We start from the raw sequence: 25,786 nt of genomic DNA, 5'->3' as shown, positions 1-25,786 counted from the left end.
TTACTCCGGGCAAATTACAGGTTTTGCTTAACCGTTCGGTCAACTCTTTGCAAAGTGCTGCTAATCGAATTCATCTGAGCTACGGCTTCCTGCTGCTTCACGTTGAATTGCCCCCACTTGAACAACAGGGTAAAGGTGCTGGCGCTTTTGATTTCGCGGGCAGCCTCGTTGGCTTTCGTCACCTGCATTGTACCCTGCGCAAAGGTTTGTTTCGCCTCTTCCCGGATATTATCGGGCAAAAACTCCACTTCCATACTCAGGCGATACACCAAATCGCTCACCTCGCTGGCGCTTTTCTCCAGCGTTTCCACCTTCTTGCGCCACACGGTTTTGGTGGTATTCATTAAATAGAAGAACGCGCCCAACACTACCAAAATCACCACCGCTATAATAATCAACGGCACCACCATCGAGGCTTGCTCATCCTTCTTGACCTGAGCCTGCGCGGTGGCAGTAGCCGTCTTTACCGTAGCGTCAATCTTATCGGCGGTATTCTTGCCCAAATCGGCAAGGTTCTGCGCGATACTATCATTATAGAAGCTGGCTTTGGAAGTGGGCAGCAGCGCGTTTGCATCACTCGCCGACACCAAGCTAGGGTCTATACTCAAACCGCTGCTGGTGGCGGGCAAATTCACAAGGACAACCGCTTCCGCGCCGCTTAGCTTACTGCGCACAAACCCGGCACAGTTGAACATTGAGGTAGAGGCTTTGCACTCGGTAGGCATGGTGGCATCATCCACCAATGCCAAATAAACCGTTCGTTTGCGATCTTTCAAAGCTTTTGCCGCATTCGCCAGCGTAACACGCGCCCCGTTTACATCCTTCAACTGCTTGGAAGCGGCGTCCGAGATATAATAGCCGTCCTTACTCAAGCCGTTGAGCATAATGGTAGAATCATCCGCGCTGGCAACGCCCAGACTCGCGAACAGCATAAATACCAGCGCAAACACGCCCAAGAGAGAAAATATTCCTTTTCGCCCGATCCTTTTCATTGTGCCGGATACTCCTTCCAATGTCTGAGAATTAACCAGTATATAGCCAGTATAGCACCAAATTATTGTATGTTACGGCTATATTTACGCAACAGCGGCATTAAAGTTTCCTAACCTGATATGACAGTGGTCAATGAAGCTTTGAGGCGGGCGAATAGCGCAAAATCGGGTTACTCAAGGTTTATGGGCATAGAAAAGGGAAAGCCCATATATATGAATGCAAAATGCTTTCCCTTTAACTCCCTACTCTTTATTTGTCCCGGTTAATTTTCGCTCAAATGTGGCTCAAGTTGGTTAATGGTTCTTCTTTACAATAGAGTCAATACTATCTCTTTTAGGGTCGCTTATAATATCCTTACCTTTTAATTGATCTCCGAAATCCCTACGGGCAAGGAAACGGAAACCATCAATTCTTAAACGCTCAACTTGCCCATCTTCTTCCAATTGGTAGTAGGGAAGAAGCGGGGAAAGCGAATCACTATTAAATTCCCATACAAGTTGTGCATTTTCTGGTTTTTTAAATTTTGAAAGAACTCTCTTTCTAGACTCTGCCAAGTAAATCGAAGTAGCGCCGCTAGGAAGGAGCACGCTTTGCAAATAACGGTCGCCTTCTGCCTGCTGTAACGCATTTATTCTTACGACAGCTTCAAGCGGTTCACCATTAATAATTACCTTAAAACAGGTAATGTAATAAACTAAATCAGTAGGAGCAAGTTGATGCACCGATACCGGGTTTCCCAATAATTCAGGGTCTGCTTTGTTCCAGCCCGGTCTTCGGGTTAACTCAACCTCCATTAGCAGTTGCGCTGAAAGCTTTTGCGCCTCATTAGAAGTAATTAGAGCTTGGCTTTCCGGCTCGTGAGGTGTCATCCGACAGTCTCCTTTACTTTGCAGGCTTACTTATTTGAAGTAATCAGGGTAGCTTCAAAATCAGGCAAAATTACACAAATATTGAAATCCCAGTTCCCGGCTGACCATGTGTAGTAACCTAGCAAGTCTTGAGGCGAGGCAGAATATTCAGGGACAAAAAGCCCATTTTGAGCTTTTATATCCAGAAATTGCGCACAATCCTCCGCAACATGGGGATCGCCTACATATGGCGTGATGCCTTTCTGGCGCTCTTCTTCAGTAATGGCTAATTTGGGGTTTGGGTCATATACAAAAAATGCTTTGACTTGAAAAGCGGTATCTTCAATACTTTCTATTTCCTTATTTGCCAGATAACCTTTTATCACAACCCAATGCGTGGTCTTTTTTTTTGTTTCCTGTGTATCATCTTTTATCTCTACAAGGTAGCGCAAGATCGGTACAGGGTATTTGCACTGGCTAAGTGTCCAAGCTATCTTACGCACCAAAGCCTCTCTGGTTGAGTCCAAAGCATCGCTTACAGTATATTCTTTTAAATCCGCGATTGAATTGTTGATTTGCGGATGCCGTTTTTGGCGAATCTTTTGATTGAGATATTTAGCAACTGCTTTGGGGGGGGCTTCTAAAGTAGTATCCTCTCCATAGATTTTCTTTTCTTGGTAAAGTAGACCATTATCAATAGTTTCTTGTACCCACCACTTTTCTATATCACCCGCTTCTAAATCGCCTACTACTGTGGATAAAATCATTTGAACACAGGCAGACCCGCAATAAATTGCATCGCTTTGGCGGTGATAATCCACTGGAATTTCAAAAGAGCTATAAACTGTCATATATCCTCCGCTTATATAACAATAAATACTCAAAGGTTCTATTTTAATTTTAGCATGGTTTATAAAATACTCAATCTTTAGTGCTTGATATGCTTTGCAATTGGTGTAAAATTATTACTAAGTATAGAGAAGTCACTCACACTTTCAGATTTAAACAAATACCAAAATAAATGCTCCCGTTAATGCCGATAGAGACACCACAAGGTGTAACTATATAGAATCACATTTGTATTAGTTTAGTCAGCCAAGCTAGGAGGCGCAGAATGGCATTAGAACTAGTAAACATCGAGGATGCAAAAAAACCTGTAAGAGAGGGTGGCATTCCTAATCGTAAGTTTATAGCAGAGTTTCGCAAGGAGGGCGATGCCGCAAATCCGGACGGTATCAAGATATTCGCAGTAAAAAAAATGAGCAGAAATAAAGCTCTAGAGCTATTTAATCTGCTTCGTGTCGAAGGTGACCCAACATGTTTTGCCCTTGTCCTTACTACGGACGCAAGTGGAGATGGCGGATACATAATAAAAGGGTAATAAAGGTTTAGAAAGTTAAGGAATGACCATACCGCTCCAATCCACTTTCATTATCGGGCGCGAAACCGAACTGGCTCTGGCTAAAACGCTGCTCACCAGAACTAGGCTATTGACCCTGAAAGGTCCGGCAGGAGTGGGTAAGACGCGACTTGCAGTTCAACTGGCGGGGGATTATTTAGCTGAGTTTTCTAATAATGTTTATTTCGTTTCCCTCACCCCTGTCAGTCAACCCGAACTGGTACTTTCTGCCATCGCGCAGGCTTTAGGCATTGCGGAGGAAAATGAAAACGGGGAAAAGTCGTTAAGCAGCCAGCTAAGAAAAAAACTTGAAGATAAAGCATATTTGCTAATACTGGACAACTTTGAGCAAGTGCTGGAAGCGGTTAAGGATGTAAAGGCTTTAATACAGGCTTGCCCCCTCCTTAAAGTGATTATCACCAGTCGTGAGCTTTTGCGGATAAAAGAAGAAACTCACCTAGATTTACAACCGTTGCCTTATCCCGAACCGGATAAACTGCCGCCCCTTGACCAACTGGCACGCTTTCCCTCTATCCGACTTTTTTTGGAAAGGGTGCGAGCTTCCTCCCCCCAAGTAGATTTGACTCCCCAAAACGCCCTGACCATCGCCCAAATATGCAAGAAATTGGATGGCTTGCCCCTCGCGCTGGAGTTGGCGGCGGTACGGGTACGAGCTTTCGGGCTGGAATATCTGGAACAAAACCTGAACCGCAGCCTTTACATTTTAGGCTACGGCAATCGGGATTTGCCCGAACACCAACAAAATATGCGGCGCACCATTGAATGGAGCTATCATTTATTAAACGCGCAACAGCGAAAACTTTTTCGGCGGTTGGGGGTATTTGTGGATGGCTTCACGGCGGCGGCGGCGGAAGAAGTAGGTAAAGCGGCGAATGAGACGCTGAATATTCTGGACGAGTTACAAGCGCTGGCAGATTGCAGCATGCTACAGCTTAAAGAAACCCCCTCGGGCATACGTTTTAGAATGTTTGAAACCATCCGTGAATTCGCGATAGAGATACTGAACGAGGCAGGCGAAGAGAACGTTTTCCGGCTTAAACATGCTACCTACTACCTTAATTTAGCTACCAAAGCCAAAGAGGGGCTTTCGGGAGCAAGGCAAGGCGAATGGTTGGAAACCTTAGCGGGGGAACAGGGCAATCTTAGAGCCGCCTTAAATTGGTCACAGCATAATAACGCCGCGCTATTTATAAACCTCTGCGCGGTATTATGGCGTTTCTGGCATTTCAGAAGTTTACTAGAAGAAGGCAATTTATGGTTCAGACAGGCGGTAAATTTATTAGAACAGCCATCGGAAAACTCTTCCCAACAGTTTGAAGTGGGCGCGATGGTTTTAAACGGGGCAGGCGCAATGGCATTGACACGGAGGGATTATGCTGCTGCCAGAACTTATTTCCTAAAAAGCCAACAATTCTGGCTGAGGGCAAAAGAGACCTTAAACCTTCAAACGGCTGAGGAACGGGCACAACTTCAAAAATGCGACAAAGGTATTTCCAATGTCTTAGGCAATTTAGGCGTTACTGAAGCTTTTTCGGGCAATCACCTTTCCTCCAAAGAATACTTCGAACAAAGTTTGAAATTAAGCGAAACCATTGGAGATATAAGTAGTATTGCAATGGACTGCAACAATCTGGGATTAGCCTCACTACAACTTCAACAACTTGAAGCAGCTCAGAAATATTTTGAAAGAAGTGGGCAGCTTTTCGAACAGCTTGGCGATATTAGCAATGTGGCTATTTGCCGCTTAAATCTGGGGCGATTAGATGGAAAGCTGAAAAAATATGAAGGCGCGCTTGAATATATCCGGCAAAGTTTTGCTACTTCCCTATTGCTAAAAGATAACAACAGTATGGCTGATTGCGTTGGAGAGTTTGCGGTAATCGCCGTAGATATGGGATATGCTGAAATTGCTAGCCAACTCTTTGGGTTGGAACAAGCCATCAGGCAAGAGTTTAACATTCCTTTACAAGGCACTGCCGAAAGTCGTTACAACGACTACTACCAGCGTCTGAAAGAGCTTTTAGGCGAGGAGAGCTTTGCCAAGCGGCTGGAACAGGGGCGCAATCTTCGGCTGGACGAGCTTGAGGATTTTGTTAAGCGCGAACTGATGGAGAAGAAGCGCAAGCCTACCAAATACCCGAACGGGCTAACCGAACTGGAAGTGAATATTTTGTGCCTGCTGGCGCAAGGGCTAAAGACGGTTGATATAGCCGAGCGATTGAATTTCAGCAACAAGTATATCAGCAACAAATTGACCGAGATTTACAGCAAAATCGGGGTAGAGAGCGACAATACCAATAGAAACCGACGCGCCGAAGCGGTGAAGTATGCCAACGACCATCGTCTAGCAGCGGCACTGGCAAAGTCCCCCGCCTAATAATTCCCTTTCCCCTCACCCAAAACATGGGAACTTTTTCCCCCCAATTTCCCGCTTAACCTTCTAAAATTAATCTTGTAAGAAGGTAGAAGCAAAAAACTTCTACCGAACGCTCAAACCAAGCGAACCTTTTCACAGAGGTCTGACTTGAGGGGTATCTGCCAAAATTATTAGAACAGGGTGCGGGCTTGATAGGGGGAAACGTATATGAAAACGCAAGTAATGCTAGAAGAACTTCATGAGCAATGGCATGCGCTGGCTAACCAGTTGTTGGTAGCTTCCTTAACAATGGAAATGTGCGGATCGGCTAAAAATTTGAAGGAAACTGATTTTCAGGTGGTGCAGCAGGCGCTTCTCCAAGCGGTACAACACTTGAAAGAGGCTAGGCAGACAATAGGACACCTTGAAGACCAGCCTGCCCCCCCCTCGGAAGGGGTGCAACGCCCCCCACTGATGCTGATCGTGGATAACAGCCTGAAGGGAAAGCAGGCAAACGTATGTTAGTGAGCTACATTAGTAGGGGTTACTATACAGGCGCAAGCTTTGCAGAGCAAAAATCATAAGACCTGTATAGTAACCCGCTCTTGTGCCAAACTGCTATGCCATCCTCGGCAACCGATTTCTTAGTGACTACCCGCTTACATAAAACTATAAGAACAAGCCAACCCTTATGCCAGTGTGAGCGAACAGGGGCGATCCGCGCAACGCCGTAGCGCCATCCGCAGCAGCGCGATGTCCGATTGGCTAAGCTGTGCGATGCGCCAACGTTCTTGCAGGTGCAGCGCAAACTCAAGCATGTCCGCGCGCGCCTCTAGCAATTCCAAAGTGCCTGACCGCAAGTGCGCGGCAAGATCGGGGCGGTTTAGCGGCCCGTCCAGTTCTTCCAGCGCACCTTTGAAAAGCTCGGTCGAGTCGATAAGCGACTCCGGCAGCAAAACTTTACCGTTGGTGTGTCCTCCGGTAACAGCTTCGGGCAAATCGTCTTGGGGTGGACTACTTTCTTCAAGCGGCAAAGGCGTTTCCTGCGACAAGCGGCGGCGCTCCTCTAGCAACGCGCTAACGTAGGGAAAAGTCGGCTTAGCGGGCGGCACAACCGACAGAGCGGGGGCGCGATAATCCGCCTCCAACGCCTTGAGCAAAAAACCCGCCGGGTTAGCTACCTGTTCGCGGCGCACGCGCTCGTATAGCAAAGCCAGCTTTTCGCGCAAATAAGCGTGAGGGTATGCGCCTAGCAAACGTTCAAGGGTCTTGCGCTCGTAGCCCAAACGCTCAAGTTCTGCCTCCAGTTCCGGCTCAAGCTTACGTGCTAAATTATCAGACGTAGGCGGCAACAACATGTTGTTGTTATCTTTTATTTGTCTAATTAGTTGTTTACTGTCATGTTGTGGGTAGCTTTGTGCTACTACCCCAGTATCATTTTGAAACCCCTCTCGGTGCTTATTTGCTACTACCCCCTGTATCAAATTGCTACTACCCGGTATCGCCACGCTACTATCTAAGGGGGCAAAAGCGGGAATCGGCAAGCTACTCTTAGAAATAGTCGCGGCGATGGTAGGCGAAATGTTTGGCGGCTCGCTTGGGGGTGGTATCAAATTGCTACTACCCGGTAGCGTGGCGCTACTATCTAGCGGAACAGGTGGTATCAAATTGCTACTACCTTTACTCTCAGGAGAGTATTCATTCTCTGAATAGTTTTTATCAGAGTAGGAGGTTGGCGATAGCGTATCGGCGGTGGCAAAGCTCAAGCCGTAGATTTTGGGTTGGTTGCCGGGTTGATAGGGGTTATCTTGCGTCTGTTCCCAGATGATGCCCTTGCTCAGTAGCCCATCAATTCCGCGCAGGACGGTGGTTTTCGCCAAGCCTGTGCCGCAATCGAGGATAGTACCATCGCGGCGGCGAATCCCGTTGCAGAATTGCTGGAGTGAGATGGCATCGGCGGGCTTGTGGAAACCGAGGGTGCGCCGAATAATATAATGAAGCACCTTGAACTCGGCTTCGCTCAGGTGCGCCATCAGGTGGTCGGTCACTTCATCCAACACGGCATAGCGGTTTTGACTGCCGAAGCCGCCAAACACAAAAGCAGGTTGCCGCGCCGATGCGCCGCCCTCCCTAAGAGAATCAGGTTGTTGTAGTCCGTTTTTACTCACTCGTGCCATCTTGTCGGGTTCAGGCTAATACAAAGAGTGATACACAATATTCTGAATGTAATAATAAAGTGCGCCGGGTGGGTGGGCAAGCGCCTTTACTAGATTACATAACTATACTCATGTATTAATACTTTATAGCACGCGATTCTGAACCTGAATCGTTTACTGCATGGTGCGCATGTACTTACTGCATACCACACAGATGTTTACTGCATGTCACACCAAAAAAGTAAAGCACAAATGTTCTATTACTAAATGTTATAACCCGCTTTGGAAAGTTTGTCAATCCTTTTTATAGAAGGGGCAATTGGGGGGGATTTGTGCAACCGCACGATAGGGACATATCCCCGTGATGAGATGGCGTATTTCTTAGGGATGTGGCAGGGGAGGGGGGTTCGGATTGGTATACCCCATTCGGGGATACCCTTTCAGGGTACAGGCAGTATGGGCGTGGCTCGACGCGCCCGGTTTTAACGCACGAAGGGCGTATTCAAATACCCTCTACGGGAACGGAAATGGCGCAATTATTTGGGGATGTGCCACATATCCCGCTCAAATCTTTACTGCATACCACACGTAGCGGTAAATTATTCACACTACTCTTTACCGCATACCACACGCACGTTCAGCATGTGCAAAACTTTACGGCATGATCTTTACCGCATACCACACCATAGCATGCGTGTTCGCCTCAATTCTTTACCGCATACCACACGAAAATTGCCTATAGTCGCCCTTTTTTGAGTCTAGCGCGTTTATCGCATACCACACGTGAGGCTGAAGCGGTAAATTCGGCGACAGCCCTGCGGTAAACGCTTCCGCGCTGGTGTGTCCGGCAGTAAACGGCGTGTGCCTGTAATTTTTTGCCGTTATAATGGGTTATATAATATAGTAGCCGGAAAAAAGGAGGATTTATGCGGGTAAGCTTGGCGCTAATTCTATTATTCGGTCTGTCATTGTTGCTGGGCGCGTGCGGAGAGGCTGCCACGCTGTATCCACCTACCCCCACCATTCCAGCTACGACTCCCACCTTCACCATCCAAGTGCCTGTACCACCCAAACCTAAACCTGCACCCGGCTGGGAGTTTCGTTGGCTTCAGGATACAAGTTGCACCCTCCCCTGTTATGAGGGTATTACACCCGGTAAAACTTCCGCCGAAGAAGCAATGACGCTACTCCAGCAAAATCCTCTGGTTTCAGCGGTGTCAATAGGCTATTTTGAAGGAGATGCTTATGGCTTTATTGCGTGGGATTGGGTAGATGCGAAAAAGAGAGCAGACGGTAGCATTGGAACGGGCGGTTATATACAATACGATGCCACAAAACCTACCAGAACAATTTATTCTATTAGTCCCGCTCTTCCTCAAGTACCATTGAAAGAAGTCATCAAGAGATACGGCTATCCCACGCACGTTATCGCACCTTTTAGCTGGGAAGACGCCGGACGTTCACTCTACTACTACCTGTACCTGATTTACCAGCCACAAGGTTTGATACTTTATAATAAGTACTATACCAAAGAGCCGCCCATAAATGAAGATATTAGCTTTGGAAAGCTAAGCATTGTAAACCCTGATTATATTAGTAGCCAACAAAAGCTCTATGGCTTTCCTGCCGACCCAAGCTTTATCGTACCGTGGGAGGGCTTCAAGGATTTTCGCTACTATTGTCGTATGACCGATAAAGGTCAAATAGTGAAATGCGATAGTGTTCTGGATGCTTACCCCAACGGGAAACGCAAATAAGTCAGGAGGGCGTGCGCCTGATGTATGCTAAAGGTTTCCGGATTGGTATGGGCGTTATTATCTCAATCTGTGTGCTGGTTTTAGCGGGTTGTGGGGACAGTAGCTCTACCCCAACCATTCCCGCTACCATTCCCCCGACCTCTGCAATTGCGTCTACCACCTCCCCAAGCCCTAATCCGGCGCAAGATTGGCAAGCGCACTGGCTCAAGAATATTCCATGCCGTCTGCCTTGCTGGGAAGGACTGAACCTGCCTCAGCTTGATGTTCAGGAAACGCTGTGACAAATGAAAAATAATCCCCTTTTTACGGATGTTACCTACTATGAAGGAACTGAAATAGAGGAGATCGGTTGGGATTGGTTTACTAAGAGTGGCAGAAGTATTATGCAGTTTAAGAAAGGAAGCCAGAGCCTGTACAGCGTGCGCCCTAACTTTACCGCCCGCTTCAAGTTGAGCGAGGTAGTCGCCAATTTTGGGACACCTGACTATGTAGAAGCCGGTGCGGTGCTGGATGTTACAAACACGCAAAGGAACAAGTATTGGCTTGCCTTTATTTATCTGGGCACAGGTCTGATTGTTGTTTCAAATAATATCAATACCCTACCAGTGCTTAATGACCCTGCTCTTTTGATAGATGATGTGTATTTTATCTATCCCTCGGTAGAAGGTTACGAGGCAATGTACGGAAAGGGCGCTTTGAGATTCTTAGTGCCGTGGCAGGGCTACAAAGATTTTCTGTTTTACTGCCGTGACCCCTACGGGGATGGGCAAAAAGACTGCAACTGGATTGTGAGTCGGCTAGCAACCGCCACTCCAACAAAATAACGCTCCGTTGGCGGCGTGGCGTTGAACCCGCAGTAGCGAAACTTTGCCCGTTTGGGTATAATTAAACTGTAGTTGCGTTAGAGCTAAACCCTACACCGGAGCGCAAACAATGCCCGACCCCGCCAAACTGAAAGTGTTTCTGTGCCACTCGCATAAAGATAAGCACAGAGTGTATGAACTCTATCAGCAGCTACAGAATGAGGGCTGGATTCAACCTTGGCTGGACAAGGAAGACCTGACACCGGGTGACAATTGGGAGCTAGAAATACCCAAAGAGGTGCGTCAGAGCCACATAGTAATTGTGTGCTTGTCGCCTAATGCTACCGATGCTGCCGGGTATGTCCACAAAGAAATTAAACTTGCGCTGGATGTGGCAGACCAGCAACCGGAAGGAGCTATATTTCTCGTTCCGCTCAAATTGGAAGAGTGTCGAGTTCCAGAGCGGTTGGGGCATTTACATTGGGTTGATTATTTCGAGGCGGGTAGTTATGCGCGGTTGTTGAAGTCGTTCAAGAAACGCGCCGGGCAAGTGGGTGTGTCAATTTCCTCTGTTGCCGCTTCCCATGTCGAAAAACCGTCCGTTGCTACGCCAAAACCCGCGCCAGTAGCCCCGCCCGTTAGAAAAGAGGCAGAACCGAAACCCACGCCCGCGCCTACAAAAACCGAAGCGGAACGATTGCTCGATGAAATTGCCGCCCCCAACACCACGCACCAACGCCGCATGGCAATCGGCGACAGGTTGAGCGAAATCGGCGACCCGCGGCGTGGCGTGGGCTTGCGCAAGGATGGGCTACCCGACATAGCGTGGTTGGCGGTTTCGCCGGGCGGTAGGTTGGAAGTAGCGAAACAGACTTTTGAAGTACAGCCCTTCTACATCGCCCAATACCAAGTAACCTTTGCCCAATATGAAGCCTTTGTGCAGGCAAAAGACGGCTACCAGAATCGGGAGTGGTGGCAAGGCTTCCCGAAAGAATACCAGCCACAAGCACTTAAAGGGCAGAAGCAAATGAGATTGAACAATCCGAGGGACAATGTGTCGTGGTATCAGAGCGTGGCGTTTGGGCGTTGGTTGAATCGGTATATGCGGGGTTTGCAGTTACCCAATCCGGGCGGTGGAGGTAATCAGTTAATAGTGGGCAATAACGCGCAGGTGCGGTTGCCTTTGGAACGGGAGTGGCAATGGGCGGCGCAGGGTGGGGCAGAGCAGCGCAAATATCCGTGGGGCGTGTGGCAAGAGAGTTGTGCTAATACCAGCGAAGCGGGTTTGAAGCGAACAACGGCAGTGGGCATGTACCCGCAAGGGGCGGCGAAATGCGGGGCAATGGATATGAGCGGCAATCTGTGGGAGTGGTGTCAGAACAAGTGGGAAAAGCCGGACGAGGTAGCGGTGGACGAGAGCAGGAACAGTCGAGTGCTGCGGGGTGGCTCTTGCTATGGCGATCAGGTTGGGGCAGCGTGCATGTTTCGTTATGGCTATGGTCTTCCACTAGACGGATATTTCGATTGCGGGTTTCGGTTGGTGGTATCGTCCCCTATTGCGGGTCTTTGAAACCGCCGAGCGCATTCATCCACATCCTAACGCCTCTCGGTGAAGCAGCAGTAGCGAAACTTTGCCCGTTTGGGTATAATTAAACTGTAGTTGCGTTAGAGCTAAACCCTACACCGGAGCGCAAACATGCCCGACCCCGCCAAACTGAAAGTCTTTCTGTGCCACGCCTCACCGGATAAGCCTGCGGTAATCCGGCTATATGAGCGACTTTCTATATTATCGTGGGTAAAGCCGTGGCTGGATAAAAAGGATTTGATTCCGGGACAGAACTGGCGGGTGGAAATTCCCAAAGCAATTCGGCAAAGCGAAATTGTGGTGGCGTGTCTCTCGCGGAACTCCATCAATCGGGAAGGCTATGTTCAAAAAGAGATTGGTGATGCGCTGGATGTAGCTCAGGAGAAACCGGAAGGTACTATCTACATGATACCTTTGCGCTTGGAAGAGTGCGAAGTGCCAGAGCAGTTGAGCCAATGGCATTGGGTAGATCATTTCGAGGAGGATGGATTCGAGCATTTGCTGCGGGCGTTGCGGATGCGTGCCGAAAAGCTCGGCATCGTCATACCCGAAACGCCGATTGCTGCTCTCCCTATCGAAAAGCCGCCCGCGCCGCCCGTCTCAGCTCCATTCAACGAAACGTCATCCAATGCGATAACCGACTTGGAGATTTTGCAAAAACTGTTAGTTGAAACTAAACGCCGACTGACGGTGCTGGAGTTGCAGTACGCGCAATTCGGTAGTCTTAACGCGCCCCCTCACTTGATAATCCAGCTTGAAGATGCGCGTAAGGAAATAACTATTCTGGAAAAGCGCGTGTTGGCTGCTCAGGTTGCCTCTCCTATTTCGCCCGTTGCCACTCCCCCTGCCGAAAAACCGCCCGTTGCTACGCCAAAACCCGCGCCAGTAGCCCCGCCCATAGTAAAAGCGGCAGCGCCACAACCCACGCCCGTTTCGTCTGTACCCGAAAGCGAGCAAACCCGCTTGTTGCGCGAAATCGGCGAGTTTAAAACCACGCACCAACGCCGTATGGAAATCGGCGACAGGTTGAGCGAGATGGGCGACCCGCGTAAGGGTGTAGGCGTGCGCCCGGACGGTCTACCCGATATAGCGTGGCTGGCGGTTGCGCCGGGCGGCAAGCTGAAAATTGACATACAAACCTTTGAAGTGCAACCCTTTTACATTGCGCAATACCAAATAACCTTTGCCCAATACGAGGCGTTTGTACAGGCAAAAGACGGCTACCAGAACCCGGAATGGTGGCAGGACTTTCCAAAGGAGTACCAACTGCAAAAGCTGCATGAACAAAGACAGAAATGCGCAAGTAACCCGCGTGATAGTATATCGTGGTATCAAGCGATGGCGTTCGGGCGGTGGTTGAATAAGCGCATGCAAGGTTGGCAATTGCCGAGTCCGAGCGGTAGCGGCAGTCCATTGATAATCGGGGAGAACGCGCAGGTGCGCTTGCCGCATGAATGGGAATGGCAGTGGGCAGCGCAAGGGGGCAGCCAACAGCGCAAATATCCGTGGGGCGCGTGGCAAAAGGGTTACGCCAATACGGATGAAGCGGGCTTGGGTCGAACAACGGCGGTGGGGATGTACCCGCAGGGGGCGGCAGTATGCGGGGCGTTGGACATGAACGGAAACCTGTGGGAGTGGTGTCAGTACAGGGGGTTGAGTCTGGGAGCAAGTCTTGATAGTCAAGTGTTGCGGGGCGGGTCTTACTACCACTATCATGATCTTGCGTTCTGCTCATACGGCACGTACAACGATCCGTACCGCGATCTCGACTATTATGGTTTTCGGGTGGTGGTGTGTTCCGCTAACGCGCCCCAATCTGCGCCTACTCCCGTAGCAAAGGCAGCAGCACCAAAACCTGCGCCTACCAAAACCGAAGCGGAACGATTGCTTGATGAAATTGCCGCCCCCAACACTACGCACCAGCGCCGCATGGAAATCGGCAACAGATTGAGCGAAATCGGCGACACACGGCAAGGCGTGGGCGTGCGCAAGGATGGTATCCCCGACATAGAGTGGCGGGCGGTTGCGCCGGGCGGCAATCTAGATATTGAAAATTATCCTCGTAGGAAACAGACCTTTAAGGTACAGCCTTTCTATATCGCCCAATACCAAATAACCTTTGCGCAATACCAAGCTTTTGTGCAAGCAAAAGACGGCTATAACAACCGCGAGTGGTGGCAGGGCTTCCCCAAAGAATACCAGCCGCAAACACTTAAAGGGCAGAAGCAAATGCGCTTGAACAACCCGCGCGATAACATCTCATGGTATCAGAGCGTGGCGTTTGGGCGTTGGCTGAACAGGCGCATGCAGGGCTGGCAATTGCCGAGTCCGGGCGGTGGGAATAACCCGTTGGTGGTGGGGCAGAACGCGCAGGTGCGCTTGCCAACTGAATGGGAATGGCAATGGGCAGCGCAAGCGGGTAACCAAAAGCGGGCATATCCTTGGGGAGAATGGAAAGAAGGCTACGCCAACACGTATGAAGCAGGTTTGGCACGAACAACGGCGGTGGGCATGTACCCGCAAGGGGCAGCAGCATGCGGCGCAATGGATATGAGTGGTAACGTGGAGGAGTGGTGTCAAAACAAGTATGAGCTACCGGAGAATGTGGCGGTGGACGGTATGCAGCGGGCGGTGCGGGGTGGGTCTTTCTATAACAATCAAACTTTTTCCTGTGCGTACCGTAGCCTCAGTCTTCCGAGCCACGTTGGCAACCTTATCGGTTTTCGGTTGGTGGTGTCGTCTCCTATCGCGGGTCTTTGAAACCGCCGAGCGCATTCATCCACATCCTAACGCCTCTCGGTAAGCAACGGTAGCGGAACTTTGCCCGTTTGGGTATAATTAAACTGCAATCGCCTACCGATAAACCCTACGCCGGAGCGCAAACAATGCCCAACGTACCCCCCAAACTGAAAGTGTTTCTGTGCCACTCCTCCGGGGATAAGCCCATAGTGCGCGAATTGTACCAGCGTTTGAAAGCTGAAAGCCACTGGCTTGAGCCATGGCTGGACGAGGAAGAACTATATCCGGGACAGCCTTGGCAGTACGCCATTGAGAAGGCATTGGAAGAAAGTCACATCATCTTGGTGTGTCTTACGCCCGAATCGGTGGCAAAAATTGGCTATGTACAGGCAGAGATAGAAACCGCGCTTTACTATGCCAAGTATATGCCGGAAGGGTTGAGCAATATCATCCCCTTGAAACTGGCGGAGTGCGAAATTCCACGAAGGTTGAGCAAATGGCAAGCGGCGCGGTTCTATGATGAGCGTGGGCGCGAAATGCTGTTGAAAGGGTTGCGCCTCCATGCCAAGAATTTCGGCATTGTAATACCCGAACCGCCTGTTGCTACTCCCCCTGTCGAAAAGCCGCCCGTCCCGCCCGTTGCAGTTCCACAACCAGCCCCGCCCGTAGCAAAGGCGGCAGAGCCGAAACCCGCGCCTTCTGAAAATGATGCTGAGCGGTTGCTAGATGAAATCGGCGACCTTACTACCACGCACCAACGCCGTATGGAAATCGGCGACCGCTTGAGCGAAATCGGTGACACGCGGCGAGGGGTGGGCTTGCGCCCGGACGGTATCCCGGACATAGAGTGGCTAGCGGTAGCGCCGGGTGGTAAGCTGGAAATTGAGAAACAAAACTTTGAGGTACAACCCTTTTACATTGCGCAATACCAAATAACCTTTGCCCAGTACGAAGCCTTTGTGAAAGCGGCGGACGGATATAACAACCGGGAGTGGTGGCAGGGCTTCCCGAGAGAATACCAGCCGCAAACACTGAGTGAGCAAAGGCAGAAAGGCTTGAACATGCCGCGAGATAACATGTCGTGGTATCAGACGGTAGCGTTTGGGCGTTGGCTCACTCAGTGCATGCAGGGCTGGCAATTGCCGAATCCGGGCGGTAGCGGCAGTCCATTGATAATCGGGGAGAACGCGGAGGTGCGCTTGCCAACCGAATGGGAATGGCAATGGGCGGCGCAAGGGGGCAGCCAACAGCGCAAATATCCGTGGGGCGCGTGGCAAAAGGGTTACGCCAATACGGATGAAGCCGGTTTGGGTCGAACAACGGCAGTGGGGATGTACCCGCAAGGGGCCGCAGCATGCGGGGCAATGGACATGGGCGGGAACGTGTGGGAGTGGTGCCAGAACAAGTACGAGAAGCCTAAGGAAGTGGCGGTGGACGCGAGCGGTAAGTATCGTGTGCTGCGGGGCGGGTCTTTCCTCGTCAGTCAAGCTAATGCGTCCTGCGTGTACCGCTACTTCAACCTTCCTCGCAACGATCTCAACTTTTTCGGTTTTCGGTTGGTGGTGTGTGTCGCTAACGCGCCCCTCTGAACTCTGAATCCTCTGGACTCTGAGCAACGCATGAAGGCGACTCGCCTGCACCACGAATGGGGTATACGAACCCGAACCCGTTCTGGTAGGGGCGTGCGCCCGGTTTTCACACCCGAACCCCTTCTAATATGAAAAACAAATGAGAGTCCAAAGATAAACTAACCCCCGCAAAAGACAATCGTTTAGCCCTCTCCTAACTTCTAGTCACCTTTTGTACAATTTAACCATTATACTCATAACTAAATTTGAGCATTTCACATATAGATTTATTGTTTACAATAAGTTATTATTATAAATAACAGAAGGGTGAAGAAACATTTACGAAGTTTACCAAATTTTTACCTTTCGCTACTAGGATACTGTGAACGAGCAACCGATTATGCCTCTGTAAAGGGTTTTCAAGCTCAAATATCCACCGACTAGCTAAGGTTTAAACAAACACTACTTCCCTGCAAAGTTGCAGTTTTCCAATATTAATAAACATTTGGCTAATCCAGCCACGAGCGCCATTATTTATATGCCTGATAGCAATTAAACTTATCAGGTTTGAATTGTTGTTGCCGAAATTATAGCGGCGACACAACATCTTTGATTTTATGGGAGGTAACCGTGAGACAAGTTGCATTTTATGGTAAAGGTGGTATTGGGAAGTCCACCACACAGCAAAATACTGCTGCTGCTCTGGCTTCGATGGGTAACAAAATTATGGTGGTGGGTTGCGACCCCAAAGCCGACTGCACCCGCCTACTGTTGGGCGGCAAGCGACAAGCTACTATGCTCGACACCCTGCGGGAAACCGGCCCTGACAAAATCACCCTCGATCAAGTTATCGCCGATGGCTATAAAGAAGTGAAGTGCGTGGAAGCGGGCGGTCCTGAACCGGGCGTAGGTTGCGGTGGACGCGGCGTTATCACCGCCATCCAGACTTTGCAAGAACTGGGCGCATACGAAGATAGCATCGACTATGTTTTCTATGACGTACTTGGTGACGTGGTATGTGGCGGTTTCGCAATGCCCATCCGCGAAGGTTATGCCGAAGAAATTTACATTGTGGCTTCCGGCGAGTATATGGCGCTTTTCGCCGCTAACAACATTTCCAAAGGTATCCAGAAGTTTGCCAGCCGTGGCTATGCTCGCTTAGGTGGAATTGTTTGCAACTCCCGCTTGGTAGAAAATGAGCGTGAACTGGTCGAGGAATTTGCTCGCCGTATTAACACCCAGCTTATTCATTTTGTACCCAGAAGCAAGGATGTACAACGCGCTGAAATCAACAAGAAGACCGTGATTGACTACGATAACTCTCTGCCACAGGCTCAAGAATATCTGGAACTTGCCAGAAAAATCAGCGAAAACGATAAATTTACCATTCCTACCCCCATCAGCCAAGACGAACTAGAAGAGCTGATGAGCCAGTACGGAATTATTGATTAGTCGCGCCGGGCGCAACTGACTGCGCCTACTACATTGCCTGAGAAGGTAGGAGACAAAAACGATGAAAATGATCCGCGCTATTGTAAGACCTGAAAGAGCCGAAGTGGTAGCCTCCTCCTTGGCGGCAGCCGGTTTCCCGGCTCTAACCCGCATGGATGTATATGGACGGGGCAAGCAAAAAGGCATCTCGTTTGATTCTATCAAATATGAGGAATTGCCGAAAAGCCTGCTGATGATTGTGGTTGAGGACGAAAACGTCAGCAAAGTAACCAGCATTATCCAAGTTTCCGCTTTGACCGGCTACTACGGCGATGGCAAGATTTTAGTAACCCCGGTCGATACTGCCTATACAATCCGTACCGGAGAAGAGGGGCTATAACCATGAAGGAAATAGTCGCGGTTCTGAGAATGAACAAAGTCCAGCACACCCGTGATGCGCTGGCTGAAAAAGGTCATTACGCAATGACCGTGAAAAATGTGCTAGGTCGCGGTAAACAAAAAGGGCTTCAGTACGAATTAGAGGGGGATAGTGGGCCCCAGTTTACCGAAAGTCCCCGCATCCATTACATTCCCAAGCGATTGCTAATGTTGCTGGTGACGGATGATCATGTTCAGGAAGTAGTGGAGACTATTATAAAAGCCAACCAGACCGGCAATATCGGTGATGGAAAAATCTTTATCTGCCCGGTGGAGGACGCAATACGGGTTAGAACAAAAGAAACTGGCGACAGGGCTATTCTGTAAGGAGTTAGATTTATGACTTTTACCACTGCGCTGGATTCCCAGCTACAACCAGATTTGTCCGCAAAAGTTGCGGCTCATCCCTGCTATGGCAAAGCTGCCCACTTCCGGTTTGGACGTATCCATGTGCCGGTAGCGCCAAAATGCAATATCCAGTGTGGTTACTGCGTGCGGAAGTATGATTGCCCGAACGAAAATCGCCCCGGTGTTACCACTAAGGTGGTTAGCCCGGAACAGGCGTTAACCACGATTCGTCAGGCGATGAAAGCCGACTCGCGAATGACCGTTCTCGGCATCGCAGGTCCCGGCGACCCGCTGGCTAATTCGGCTTCTCTCGAAACCTTTCTGCTGGCAAAAGAAGAGTTTCCGGGGTTGGTCAAGTGTGTATCCACCAATGGGCTGGCTTTGCCCGAACGAGTGGAAGAACTGCACAAGGCGGGCGTAACCGCGCTCACCATCACCATCAACGCCGTTGACCCAGAAGTAGGTCAGCACATTTACACGCATGTACGTTATCAGGGCAAAACCTACCGTGACCGTGAAGCTTTCGAGATTTTAAGCGCGAACCAATTGGCAGGGCTTAAAGAAGCGGTGCGGTTGGGTATGGTGGTAAAAGTCAATTCGGTGCTTATTCCCGGCGTAAACGACCAACATATGGTGGAAATTGCGCGAGTCGTCAGCGCGTTAGGGGCTTATGTAATGAACATCATGCCCTTAATCCCACAGGCAAAGTTCAAAGATGTAATCCCTCCCACTCCGGCGGAATTGGCGGCTATCCGTACCGAGTGCGAGAAACATATTAAGCAGTTTATGAATTGCAGGCAATGTCGCGCCGATGCTGTAGGCGTACCGGGTGAAGAGGATTGCTCAACTGACAATTCCTGTACTCCCAAGTTTTTGAACGACCAAGCTCCGATGAACCTGCAACCCAGAAAGAAGGTGTAACTGATGGCAGTTTTGAAATGCGATGCAACTATCCCCGAAAGGGATAAACATATACTTATCAAAGGGGAGGGACAGGACGGTAAATGTTCGATAGCCTGTAACTCCGCTACAACCCCCGGTGATATGACCGAGCGCGGTTGTACCTACGCCGGATGTCGCGGTGTGGTGGGCGGGCCCGTGCAAGATGCCATCCAGCTTACCCACGGGCCTATCGGTTGTGCTTTCTTCTCATGGGGTTATCGCCCGCACATCGCCGATAGCGATTTCCACATGAAATACACCTTCGTTTCCGATATGGACGAATCAAACGTAGTATTCGGCGGTGAGAAAAAGCTTTTGCAATCCATTATCGAAGCAAACGAAGCCTTCCCCGAAGCCAAAGGCGTTTTCATCTACAACACCTGCACCACCGCCCTAATCGGTGACGATGGCAAGGACGTAGCTAAAATTGCCACCGAGAAAATCGGCAAGCCCGTAGTTTTCTTCCCTTGCGAAGGTTTCCGGGGCGTTAGCCAATCCGCCGGACACCACGTAGGCAACGAAACCATCTTCAAGAATCTGGTAGGAACAGCAGAGCCGGAAGAAGACTCGGCTTACTCCATCAACATTTTGGGCGATTACAACATCAAAGGCGACTTACGCACTTTTGAACCGCTTTTCGAAGCAATCGGCTTGAATATAGTCGCTCGCTTCACCGGCAACGTCAAAGTGGACGAGCTGAAGGTGATGCACCGCGCCAAGCTCAATGTAATCCACTGCGCCCGTTCTGCCACCTATGTTGCCGATATGATGGAAACTAAATACGGCACTCCTTCCATTAACGTAACCTTGTGGGGCATTGAGAATATGTCCAAAGCTTTGCGCGATACCGCTGCCTTCTTTGGGCTAGAACATGAGGCAGAAAAGGTCATCAAGCGCGAAGTGGCTAAGGTTATGCCGAAGATTGAGTATTACCGCAAACGCCTTGCCGGGAAGAAAGTGTTCATCTATCAGGGCGGCCCTCGCGCTTGGCACTGGCCCGAGTTGCTGGCGGAACTTGGCATGGAAACCATCGGCGCGGCTACCACCTTCGGTCACGCTGACGATTATCAGAAGATTTACGAAAAGGTCAATGATGGCGCGTTCATCATTGATAACCCGAACGTGCCTGAACTGGAAGAAATCCTGCTTACCCTGAAACCTGACCTGTTTATTTCCGGCAACAAAGAGAAGTATGTGGCATACAAGTTGGGCGTACCATTTGTAAACGGTCACACCTACGAAACAGGGCCCTACGCAGGCTTCTCCGGTATGGTCAACTTCGCCCGTGATATGGACAAAGCATTGTCCGCTCCGGTCTGGAAACTGGTAAAAGATATGGCGCAGCCCGTACCGGGTGGGCTAGAAGAGGAAGTGGCATAGTGAGCACAGTTGTTAAACAAGAAAGAGCGGTTTCGATTAATCCGCTACGCGCTTGCGCACCAATCGGCGCTATGCTGGCTACCTTCGGCATACATGGCGCGCTTACCATCAATCACGGCTCTCAAGGTTGTGCTACTTATCCCCGTCACCAAATGGCGCGTCATTTCCGCGAACCGGTGGAAGTGGCGACCAGTTCGCTGACCGAGAGTACCACCATCTACGGTGGACGTGAGAACTTGCTGGCAGCCATAAAGAACGTCTATGAACGCTTCAACCCTACGATGATTACGGTTTGCAGCACCTGCTTATCCGAAACCATCGGCGATGACATCCCCGCGTTCATTGACGAGTTCAAAGGGCTGAATCCAGAAATAGATATTCCGATATTGGCGGTAAAATCTCCATCCTATGTAGGTACGCATATCACCGGCTTTGATAATTTCTTGAAAGAGTTGGCGTTGGCGTTACCTCGCAAGACTCGCCCCAACAAACGGGTTAACATTATCCCCGGTTGGGTTAATCCCGGCGACATTCGCGAGATTAAAGAAATCTTGAGCGAGATGCAGATTGATGGGCTGGTGCTAACCGATTATTCGGATACGCTGGACGGCGGTTTGTATTCGCCTCGTCCCCATTTCCCGAAGGGTGGCATTAGCCTTGACGAAATCAAGGACTCGGCTAATGCGCTCGGCACAATCGCTTTGCAAAAGCATGTGGGTGGAGAAGCGGCGCGGGTTTACAAACGGCGTTATGGCGTTCCGGCTCACGTTCTGCCGATGCCGATTGGTATGGCAAATACCGATCGCTTCATCAAAACCCTGTCTGAAATAACCGGAAAGCCCGTATCGGCTGAACTCCAGTCGGCACGCGCCCGTATGCTGGATGCAATCGTGGATACCCATATGATTACTACTGGCGCAAAGGTCGCAATCTACGGTGACCCTGATTTGGTAGAAGGTTTGGTAAGGCTGGTAGTGGAAATGGGTATGGAGCCGAAGTATGTGGCAACCGCCACCGACTCCAAAACTTGGCCCACTGATTTGATGGCTCTGTCGGAAGAATTCAATCTGGATATGGAAATCATGCCTAAAACCGACCTCTACGCTATCCATAAAAAGATGAAGGCGCATCCGGTGGACTTGTTAATCGGTCACTCCAAAGGCAAGTACATTGCTGACGAGGAAAAAGTCCCGCTCATCCGCGCCGGTTTCCCGGTGGAAGATCGCTATGGCTATCATCGCCGTTCGGTGGTGGGCTACAAGGGTGGCGTTTATCTGGTGGACAAAATTACCAACGCCCTACTCGCCAAGAAAGGCGCACTGGTAAGCAACACCCTGCTTGAATTTAAATAGAACCAACCTTCTTGCAAATACCCCATACGGGGCACAGGTAAGGATTTCCGGGCAAGAACGCGCTCGGAAATCCTCTTATTTTCAGAACAATATCAATTAAACGGTAGAAAATAATGAAAATCAGCGCACGCAATCAATTAAAAGGTACGGTTAAAGAGGTTAAGCTAGGGGCGATTATGGCTGAAATATTGGTCGAACTGGCGACAGGCGAAGAACTGGTGTCGGTTATTACCCGCAATTCGGCGGTAAGCTTGGATTTAAAGGTTGGCGATACGGTTGCCGCCGTCATCAAATCCACCGAGGTTATGATCGGTAAAGAATAAGCATTAAAAGATTGAGGAGTAAGTTATGCCTCCAGTACAAAACGCCGTAGTAGAGCGCGGCAGAAAAATGAAAGCCTCTCCCTTCCCAATGATAGAGCCGGAAGAAGCCACCCGCCTGATTGCGGAAAACGTAGCTTCACCCGCGCTTAGCGATACCGAAACGGTCGCGCTTATTGTCGGAAAAGGGCGGGTACTGGCAGAGGATATTTACTCAACCGTTAACATACCCACTTTTGATACTACTCCCATTGATGGCTATGCCCTTTTCGCCGAAGAGGGCAGGCAAGAATGGCAGGTAATCGGTGAGCATCTCGCCGGGGAAATGGGCTATCTGCGGGTAGAAGCGGGTACGGCAATACGCATTATGAACGGCGCACCCTTGCCGGAGGGCGCAAATTCGGTGGTAATGGTGGAATTTACCAACGAAACGGATAACGTGTTGAGCTTATCCATTCCGGTTAAAGCGGGCGATAATATTCGGCACATCGGGCAGGATATAAAAAAGGGGCAACTGGTGCTAAAGGCTGGCACGGTGATGGGTGCGCCCGAATTAGGCTTGGTGGCAATGGTAAACCGGGCGAGCTTCAGAGCCTATCGCCGTCCTCGCTTGGGCGTTATTTCGGTAGGTGACGAAATTGCCGAGCCGGGGGATTTGTCAAAACCAGAAGCAGTTTACGATTCTAACCGTTTCAGCCTTGCCGCTGCCCTCACTGATGCCTATGCCGAAGCCATTCCTTTGGGAATTGCGCCCGCCAGTAAAGAGGGCTTGCGTACCATGATAATGGATGCGCTCGAAATTTATGATGGCGTGGTGACAAGCGGCAGCCTTTCGGTTGGCAAAACGGATATAGTAAAAGACCTGTTAGAAGAGCTTGGGACTATCCATTTTGGTAGGGTCAACCTTAAACCGGGCAAACCCTTTACCTTTGTGACCGCAGAAATCAATGGGAAGCGCAAACCCATCTTTGGCTTGCCCGGTTCGCCCGTTTCCAGCCTCGTCTCTTTTGAATTGTTTGTGCGTCCGGCTGTTCTGAAAATGGGTGGTCGCGCAAAGCGGCATCGTCCCACCATTCAGGTTCAAGCCGAGCATGACATTGCCCATGCTGCGGATAGGAATGAATACGTGCGGGCAATCGTGAGCCAGCAATTCGACCCTGAAACTAGAAGCTACACTTTCACCGCTCGTACTACCGGGGCGCAAAACAGCAGCCGCTTGATGTCTATGTTGGAAGCAAACGCCCTTTTGCGCTTATCGCCCGACCCTCACGCGGTCAAAGTCGGTTCTTATATGACTGCCGTTCTTTTGAATTGTACCGAGATATAAATTCTGGAGTTCCTGTATGGCATGTGAAAACCCTGATTGCAAACATATACCCGGTTTTGATGGGATAAACGGCTACCATAGCATTGAAATCCCTGCCCCTTGGCACAATCAAGCCAATCGGCTGCTTTATAATCCCAAAACCAAAGTGTTTGTATTAAGCCCCAATTCAGCCCTAACCTTCGCGGCGCGACAACAAGCCTTAGCAGAATTGCTACAACAGCGAAACGTGTTGATCGAGTTGTTCACCACGAATCCGGGGATAGGGCATGAAAAGCTTTGCCTGACAAACAAACCTGAGGGGAACGCTGGATTGCCTGTGTTAATAGTTCAGGAGGCGGGCATTTGAAAATCGCAGTAGCTACTAATGACGGTAAAACCATCAGCGTGCATTTCGGAAAATCGCAATATTTTATGGTGGTGACGGTGGATGAGGGCAAGGAGGTAGCGCGAGAATTGCGCGATCGCAGCGTGCCTTCTGCCGCTGCTGCGCTCGGCTTTGCTGAGGACGAGGCGAATACCCCCAAACACAATACCGACCATCTAGCCGATTGCAAGGTGGTAATTTCACGCGGCATGGGTGGGGGGATGCTGTGGTTTTTGCAGCAAGCCAAGTACAGAGTCATCTTAACCGAAGTGGCGAATATTGACCGCGCGATTACTGAGTTTCTAGAGGGGCGGCTACTAAACCACCCCGAATTTGTTCAATAAACGGGGGTACAGAGGGAACGCCTGACGGGGTCACAAGGGGTGTCCCCTTGAACTCACCACCCCTCCCCCTCAACTTGGGGGGTGCAGGGGGAACGCCTGACGGGGTCACAAGGGGTGTCCCCTTGAATTCACACCCCACCTCCTCAATTTGGGGGGTACAGGGGGAACGCCTGACGGGGTGGCAAGGGGTGTCCCCTTGAACTCACCACCACCCCTCCTCCTATACAGAGGACGCAAGGAGTCAATGTAGTGCCGGACTCGGCGGCAATATCCGGGTAGGGTGAAAATTATGTGGTATGCGGTATCTTTTCGGCAGGATACACTAAGCGGTGAGGTAAATCCGGTAGGCATAATTGATGGTCCCTTTGAGAAGATTGAAGAAGCTCGAAAGGTGGCAAAGGTGAACGAAAGCCAATACCACTGGGGTGACGACTGGAATTACCAGTGCGAAGCGCGTTGGGCTTCCAGCTACGATAATGCCCAACAGTTTGTGTTTGAATAATACCATTAGTGCAAGCTATAAAAGGTGGCAAGTGACAGAGAAAAAAGCCTAGAGAGGGTTCGAGTATATGCCTCGAACCCATTTTCTGTTGTTAAAATACCTACTGGCGCACCTTTTGGTTGTTAGAGTGATTGCCTAATTATTTTGCCCTTGCTTTTTTCTAACCAACTCAATGGCTTCTTTACCGCTCATATACTCAATGGCTAACTCTACAACGCATACCGGTTTGAACAGGTCGTCAATTTCCTGCAAACGTCCTTGCTCATGGTCAGGCGAATATCTCGCCGCTAATATTTCAAGAGCGCTTCTCTTTTCTACTTCATCCTCTAAAATACGCGCTTTTCCAAAGACAATGACACTTCGGAAATAAGTAGTATATTCTTCTGGCACTACGTTGTCTTGATCAATAACACAAAAGGAGACTTTATTATTTCTTGCAATAGCATCTAATTTATAGCCGGTTTTGGAGCTATGAAAAAAGATTTTAGAATCGTGATATACATAGCTGAGTGGCACAGCATAGGGATAATCATTATCCCCGGATACCGCCAGCACGCCGGATGTTCCATTATTAAGAACTGCAATACTCTCCTCTAAGGACAAAATCTGTTTTTTGCGACGCATTTCTCTAAACATATAGACCTCTATTTCGTAAAAAAATAAAACGCCTAATATTCATTCCTTCAAGGGCCTAATGGAATGAACAAAAGACGTTTACCCGGCGGCAAATTTAATATCGTATTAATTACTGCTCAAAAATCAAAACTATTTTGTCTTTTATCGTCAAAGACAGTTACCCTGCAATTATCCTTA

Annotated in this window: 26 protein-coding genes; 21 read left to right on the top strand and 5 right to left on the bottom strand. The window is 49.7% G+C overall.

Annotated elements, in window-relative coordinates; translation table 11 throughout:
* Nucleotides 1-14 precede the first annotated feature (14 nt).
* From OZ401_RS21635 to OZ401_RS21625, 3 genes are all read right to left on the bottom strand, one after another.
* Nucleotides 15-992, bottom strand: coding sequence for a hypothetical protein (locus OZ401_RS21635; RefSeq protein WP_341470610.1), 978 nt, complete (start codon nucleotides 990-992; stop codon nucleotides 15-17).
* A gap of 294 nt (nucleotides 993-1,286) precedes the next feature.
* Nucleotides 1,287-1,862, bottom strand: a complete 576-nt coding sequence (locus OZ401_RS21630) for a hypothetical protein (RefSeq protein ID WP_341470609.1) — start codon at nucleotides 1,860-1,862, stop codon at nucleotides 1,287-1,289.
* A gap of 26 nt (nucleotides 1,863-1,888) precedes the next feature.
* Nucleotides 1,889-2,725, bottom strand: a complete 837-nt coding sequence (locus OZ401_RS21625) for a hypothetical protein (RefSeq protein ID WP_341470608.1) — start codon at nucleotides 2,723-2,725, stop codon at nucleotides 1,889-1,891.
* 230 nt (nucleotides 2,726-2,955) lie between these two features.
* On the opposite strand from OZ401_RS21625, the gene OZ401_RS21620 reads away from it, so the two are divergent.
* From OZ401_RS21620 to OZ401_RS21610, 3 genes are all read left to right on the top strand, one after another.
* Nucleotides 2,956-3,222: a hypothetical protein gene (locus OZ401_RS21620; protein WP_341470607.1), complete on the top strand. Its 267-nt coding sequence runs from the start codon at nucleotides 2,956-2,958 to the stop codon at nucleotides 3,220-3,222.
* Nucleotides 3,223-3,244: 22 nt separating this feature from the next.
* Complete coding sequence (locus OZ401_RS21615) at nucleotides 3,245-5,638, top strand: tetratricopeptide repeat protein (RefSeq protein WP_341470606.1); 2,394 nt, start codon at nucleotides 3,245-3,247, stop codon at nucleotides 5,636-5,638.
* 207 nt (nucleotides 5,639-5,845) lie between these two features.
* The gene (locus OZ401_RS21610) at nucleotides 5,846-6,142 is read left to right on the top strand and encodes a hypothetical protein (protein ID WP_341470605.1); all 297 of its coding nucleotides are present in this window, start codon (nucleotides 5,846-5,848) and stop codon (nucleotides 6,140-6,142) included.
* A gap of 164 nt (nucleotides 6,143-6,306) precedes the next feature.
* On the opposite strand, the gene OZ401_RS21605 is transcribed toward OZ401_RS21610, so the two are convergent.
* Nucleotides 6,307-7,785 carry a replication protein gene (locus OZ401_RS21605; protein ID WP_341470604.1) on the bottom strand — a complete coding sequence of 493 codons (1,479 nt, stop codon included), beginning with the start codon at nucleotides 7,783-7,785 and terminating at the stop codon, nucleotides 6,307-6,309.
* 377 nt (nucleotides 7,786-8,162) lie between these two features.
* Here OZ401_RS21605 and OZ401_RS21600 point away from each other — a divergent pair, with 377 nt between their 5' ends.
* The 18 genes from OZ401_RS21600 to OZ401_RS21515 all read left to right on the top strand — a co-directional run bounded on the left by OZ401_RS21600 (nucleotide 8,163) and on the right by OZ401_RS21515 (nucleotide 24,973).
* Nucleotides 8,163-8,438 (top strand): hypothetical protein, encoded by a 276-nt coding sequence (locus OZ401_RS21600; RefSeq protein WP_341470603.1) that lies wholly within the window; start codon nucleotides 8,163-8,165, stop codon nucleotides 8,436-8,438.
* Nucleotides 8,439-8,699: 261 nt separating this feature from the next.
* Complete coding sequence (locus OZ401_RS21595) at nucleotides 8,700-9,530, top strand: hypothetical protein (protein WP_341470602.1); 831 nt, start codon at nucleotides 8,700-8,702, stop codon at nucleotides 9,528-9,530.
* 20 nt (nucleotides 9,531-9,550) lie between these two features.
* Nucleotides 9,551-9,811, top strand: a complete 261-nt coding sequence (locus OZ401_RS21590) for a hypothetical protein (RefSeq protein WP_341470601.1) — start codon at nucleotides 9,551-9,553, stop codon at nucleotides 9,809-9,811.
* Between the two features lie 3 nt (nucleotides 9,812-9,814).
* Nucleotides 9,815-10,354, top strand: a complete 540-nt coding sequence (locus tag OZ401_RS21585) for a hypothetical protein (protein WP_341470600.1) — start codon at nucleotides 9,815-9,817, stop codon at nucleotides 10,352-10,354.
* Between the two features lie 109 nt (nucleotides 10,355-10,463).
* On the top strand, nucleotides 10,464-11,903 hold the full coding sequence (locus OZ401_RS21580; RefSeq protein ID WP_341470599.1) for an SUMF1/EgtB/PvdO family nonheme iron enzyme: 1,440 nt from the start codon (nucleotides 10,464-10,466) through the stop codon (nucleotides 11,901-11,903).
* 126 nt (nucleotides 11,904-12,029) lie between these two features.
* Nucleotides 12,030-14,678 carry an SUMF1/EgtB/PvdO family nonheme iron enzyme gene (locus OZ401_RS21575; RefSeq protein WP_341470598.1) on the top strand — a complete coding sequence of 883 codons (2,649 nt, stop codon included), beginning with the start codon at nucleotides 12,030-12,032 and terminating at the stop codon, nucleotides 14,676-14,678.
* Between the two features lie 68 nt (nucleotides 14,679-14,746).
* On the top strand, nucleotides 14,747-16,246 hold the full coding sequence (locus OZ401_RS21570; protein ID WP_341470597.1) for an SUMF1/EgtB/PvdO family nonheme iron enzyme: 1,500 nt from the start codon (nucleotides 14,747-14,749) through the stop codon (nucleotides 16,244-16,246).
* 609 nt (nucleotides 16,247-16,855) lie between these two features.
* Nucleotides 16,856-17,677, top strand: a complete 822-nt coding sequence (gene nifH, locus OZ401_RS21565) for a nitrogenase iron protein (protein ID WP_341470596.1) — start codon at nucleotides 16,856-16,858, stop codon at nucleotides 17,675-17,677.
* A 61-nt stretch (nucleotides 17,678-17,738) separates the two neighbouring features.
* The gene (locus OZ401_RS21560) at nucleotides 17,739-18,056 is read left to right on the top strand and encodes a P-II family nitrogen regulator (protein ID WP_341470595.1); all 318 of its coding nucleotides are present in this window, start codon (nucleotides 17,739-17,741) and stop codon (nucleotides 18,054-18,056) included.
* A 2-nt stretch (nucleotides 18,057-18,058) separates the two neighbouring features.
* Nucleotides 18,059-18,421 carry a P-II family nitrogen regulator gene (locus tag OZ401_RS21555; RefSeq protein ID WP_341470594.1) on the top strand — a complete coding sequence of 121 codons (363 nt, stop codon included), beginning with the start codon at nucleotides 18,059-18,061 and terminating at the stop codon, nucleotides 18,419-18,421.
* A 12-nt stretch (nucleotides 18,422-18,433) separates the two neighbouring features.
* Nucleotides 18,434-19,363 carry a radical SAM protein gene (locus tag OZ401_RS21550; RefSeq protein WP_341470593.1) on the top strand — a complete coding sequence of 310 codons (930 nt, stop codon included), beginning with the start codon at nucleotides 18,434-18,436 and terminating at the stop codon, nucleotides 19,361-19,363.
* Between the two features lie 3 nt (nucleotides 19,364-19,366).
* Nucleotides 19,367-20,764 (top strand): nitrogenase component I subunit alpha, encoded by a 1,398-nt coding sequence (locus tag OZ401_RS21545; RefSeq protein WP_341470592.1) that lies wholly within the window; start codon nucleotides 19,367-19,369, stop codon nucleotides 20,762-20,764.
* Nucleotides 20,764-22,116, top strand: a complete 1,353-nt coding sequence (locus OZ401_RS21540; protein ID WP_341470591.1) for a nitrogenase component 1 — start codon at nucleotides 20,764-20,766, stop codon at nucleotides 22,114-22,116. The genes OZ401_RS21545 and OZ401_RS21540 overlap by 1 nt, the downstream gene beginning before the upstream one ends.
* Nucleotides 22,117-22,229: 113 nt before the next feature.
* The gene (locus tag OZ401_RS21535) at nucleotides 22,230-22,439 is read left to right on the top strand and encodes a TOBE domain-containing protein (protein ID WP_341470590.1); all 210 of its coding nucleotides are present in this window, start codon (nucleotides 22,230-22,232) and stop codon (nucleotides 22,437-22,439) included.
* Between the two features lie 25 nt (nucleotides 22,440-22,464).
* Nucleotides 22,465-23,763 (top strand): molybdopterin molybdotransferase MoeA, encoded by a 1,299-nt coding sequence (locus OZ401_RS21530; RefSeq protein ID WP_341470589.1) that lies wholly within the window; start codon nucleotides 22,465-22,467, stop codon nucleotides 23,761-23,763.
* 16 nt (nucleotides 23,764-23,779) lie between these two features.
* Entirely contained in the window at nucleotides 23,780-24,109 is a 330-nt protein-coding gene (locus tag OZ401_RS21525; RefSeq protein ID WP_341470588.1) for a hypothetical protein, read from the top strand.
* Complete coding sequence (locus OZ401_RS21520; RefSeq protein ID WP_341470587.1) at nucleotides 24,106-24,471, top strand: NifB/NifX family molybdenum-iron cluster-binding protein; 366 nt, start codon at nucleotides 24,106-24,108, stop codon at nucleotides 24,469-24,471. Before OZ401_RS21525 ends, OZ401_RS21520 begins: the two co-directional genes overlap by 4 nt.
* Before the next feature lie 289 nt (nucleotides 24,472-24,760).
* Complete coding sequence (locus OZ401_RS21515) at nucleotides 24,761-24,973, top strand: hypothetical protein (protein WP_341470586.1); 213 nt, start codon at nucleotides 24,761-24,763, stop codon at nucleotides 24,971-24,973.
* Between the two features lie 135 nt (nucleotides 24,974-25,108).
* Here the strand turns inward: OZ401_RS21515 and OZ401_RS21510 are convergent, their stop codons facing one another.
* Nucleotides 25,109-25,609 carry a pyridoxamine 5'-phosphate oxidase family protein gene (locus tag OZ401_RS21510; protein ID WP_341470585.1) on the bottom strand — a complete coding sequence of 167 codons (501 nt, stop codon included), beginning with the start codon at nucleotides 25,607-25,609 and terminating at the stop codon, nucleotides 25,109-25,111.
* Nucleotides 25,610-25,786: the final 177 nt, after the last annotated feature.

Source organism: Candidatus Chlorohelix allophototropha (assembly GCF_030389965.1).
Classification (GTDB): Bacteria; Chloroflexota; Chloroflexia; order Chloroheliales; family Chloroheliaceae; genus Chlorohelix; species Chlorohelix allophototropha.
The sequence above is the reverse complement of the archived record's forward strand: the minus strand, read 5'-3'. Positions and strand labels throughout refer to the sequence as shown.

Coding starts and splice junctions, on each gene's coding strand:
- OZ401_RS21515 (WP_341470586.1), top strand. CDS start 24,761: ATGTGGTATGCGGTATCTTTTCGGCAGGATACACTAAGCGGTGAGGTA.
- OZ401_RS21530 (WP_341470589.1), top strand. CDS start 22,465: ATGCCTCCAGTACAAAACGCCGTAGTAGAGCGCGGCAGAAAAATGAAA.
- OZ401_RS21550 (WP_341470593.1), top strand. CDS start 18,434: ATGACTTTTACCACTGCGCTGGATTCCCAGCTACAACCAGATTTGTCC.
- OZ401_RS21510 (WP_341470585.1), bottom strand. CDS start 25,609: ATGTTTAGAGAAATGCGTCGCAAAAAACAGATTTTGTCCTTAGAGGAG.
- OZ401_RS21595 (WP_341470602.1), top strand. CDS start 8,700: ATGCGGGTAAGCTTGGCGCTAATTCTATTATTCGGTCTGTCATTGTTG.
- OZ401_RS21630 (WP_341470609.1), bottom strand. CDS start 1,862: ATGACACCTCACGAGCCGGAAAGCCAAGCTCTAATTACTTCTAATGAG.
- OZ401_RS21555 (WP_341470594.1), top strand. CDS start 18,059: ATGAAGGAAATAGTCGCGGTTCTGAGAATGAACAAAGTCCAGCACACC.
- OZ401_RS21535 (WP_341470590.1), top strand. CDS start 22,230: ATGAAAATCAGCGCACGCAATCAATTAAAAGGTACGGTTAAAGAGGTT.
- OZ401_RS21580 (WP_341470599.1), top strand. CDS start 10,464: ATGCCCGACCCCGCCAAACTGAAAGTGTTTCTGTGCCACTCGCATAAA.
- OZ401_RS21635 (WP_341470610.1), bottom strand. CDS start 992: ATGAAAAGGATCGGGCGAAAAGGAATATTTTCTCTCTTGGGCGTGTTT.
- OZ401_RS21575 (WP_341470598.1), top strand. CDS start 12,030: ATGCCCGACCCCGCCAAACTGAAAGTCTTTCTGTGCCACGCCTCACCG.
- OZ401_RS21545 (WP_341470592.1), top strand. CDS start 19,367: ATGGCAGTTTTGAAATGCGATGCAACTATCCCCGAAAGGGATAAACAT.
- OZ401_RS21610 (WP_341470605.1), top strand. CDS start 5,846: ATGAAAACGCAAGTAATGCTAGAAGAACTTCATGAGCAATGGCATGCG.
- OZ401_RS21560 (WP_341470595.1), top strand. CDS start 17,739: ATGAAAATGATCCGCGCTATTGTAAGACCTGAAAGAGCCGAAGTGGTA.
- OZ401_RS21590 (WP_341470601.1), top strand. CDS start 9,551: ATGTATGCTAAAGGTTTCCGGATTGGTATGGGCGTTATTATCTCAATC.
- OZ401_RS21620 (WP_341470607.1), top strand. CDS start 2,956: ATGGCATTAGAACTAGTAAACATCGAGGATGCAAAAAAACCTGTAAGA.
- OZ401_RS21615 (WP_341470606.1), top strand. CDS start 3,245: ATGACCATACCGCTCCAATCCACTTTCATTATCGGGCGCGAAACCGAA.
- OZ401_RS21585 (WP_341470600.1), top strand. CDS start 9,815: ATGAAAAATAATCCCCTTTTTACGGATGTTACCTACTATGAAGGAACT.
- OZ401_RS21525 (WP_341470588.1), top strand. CDS start 23,780: ATGGCATGTGAAAACCCTGATTGCAAACATATACCCGGTTTTGATGGG.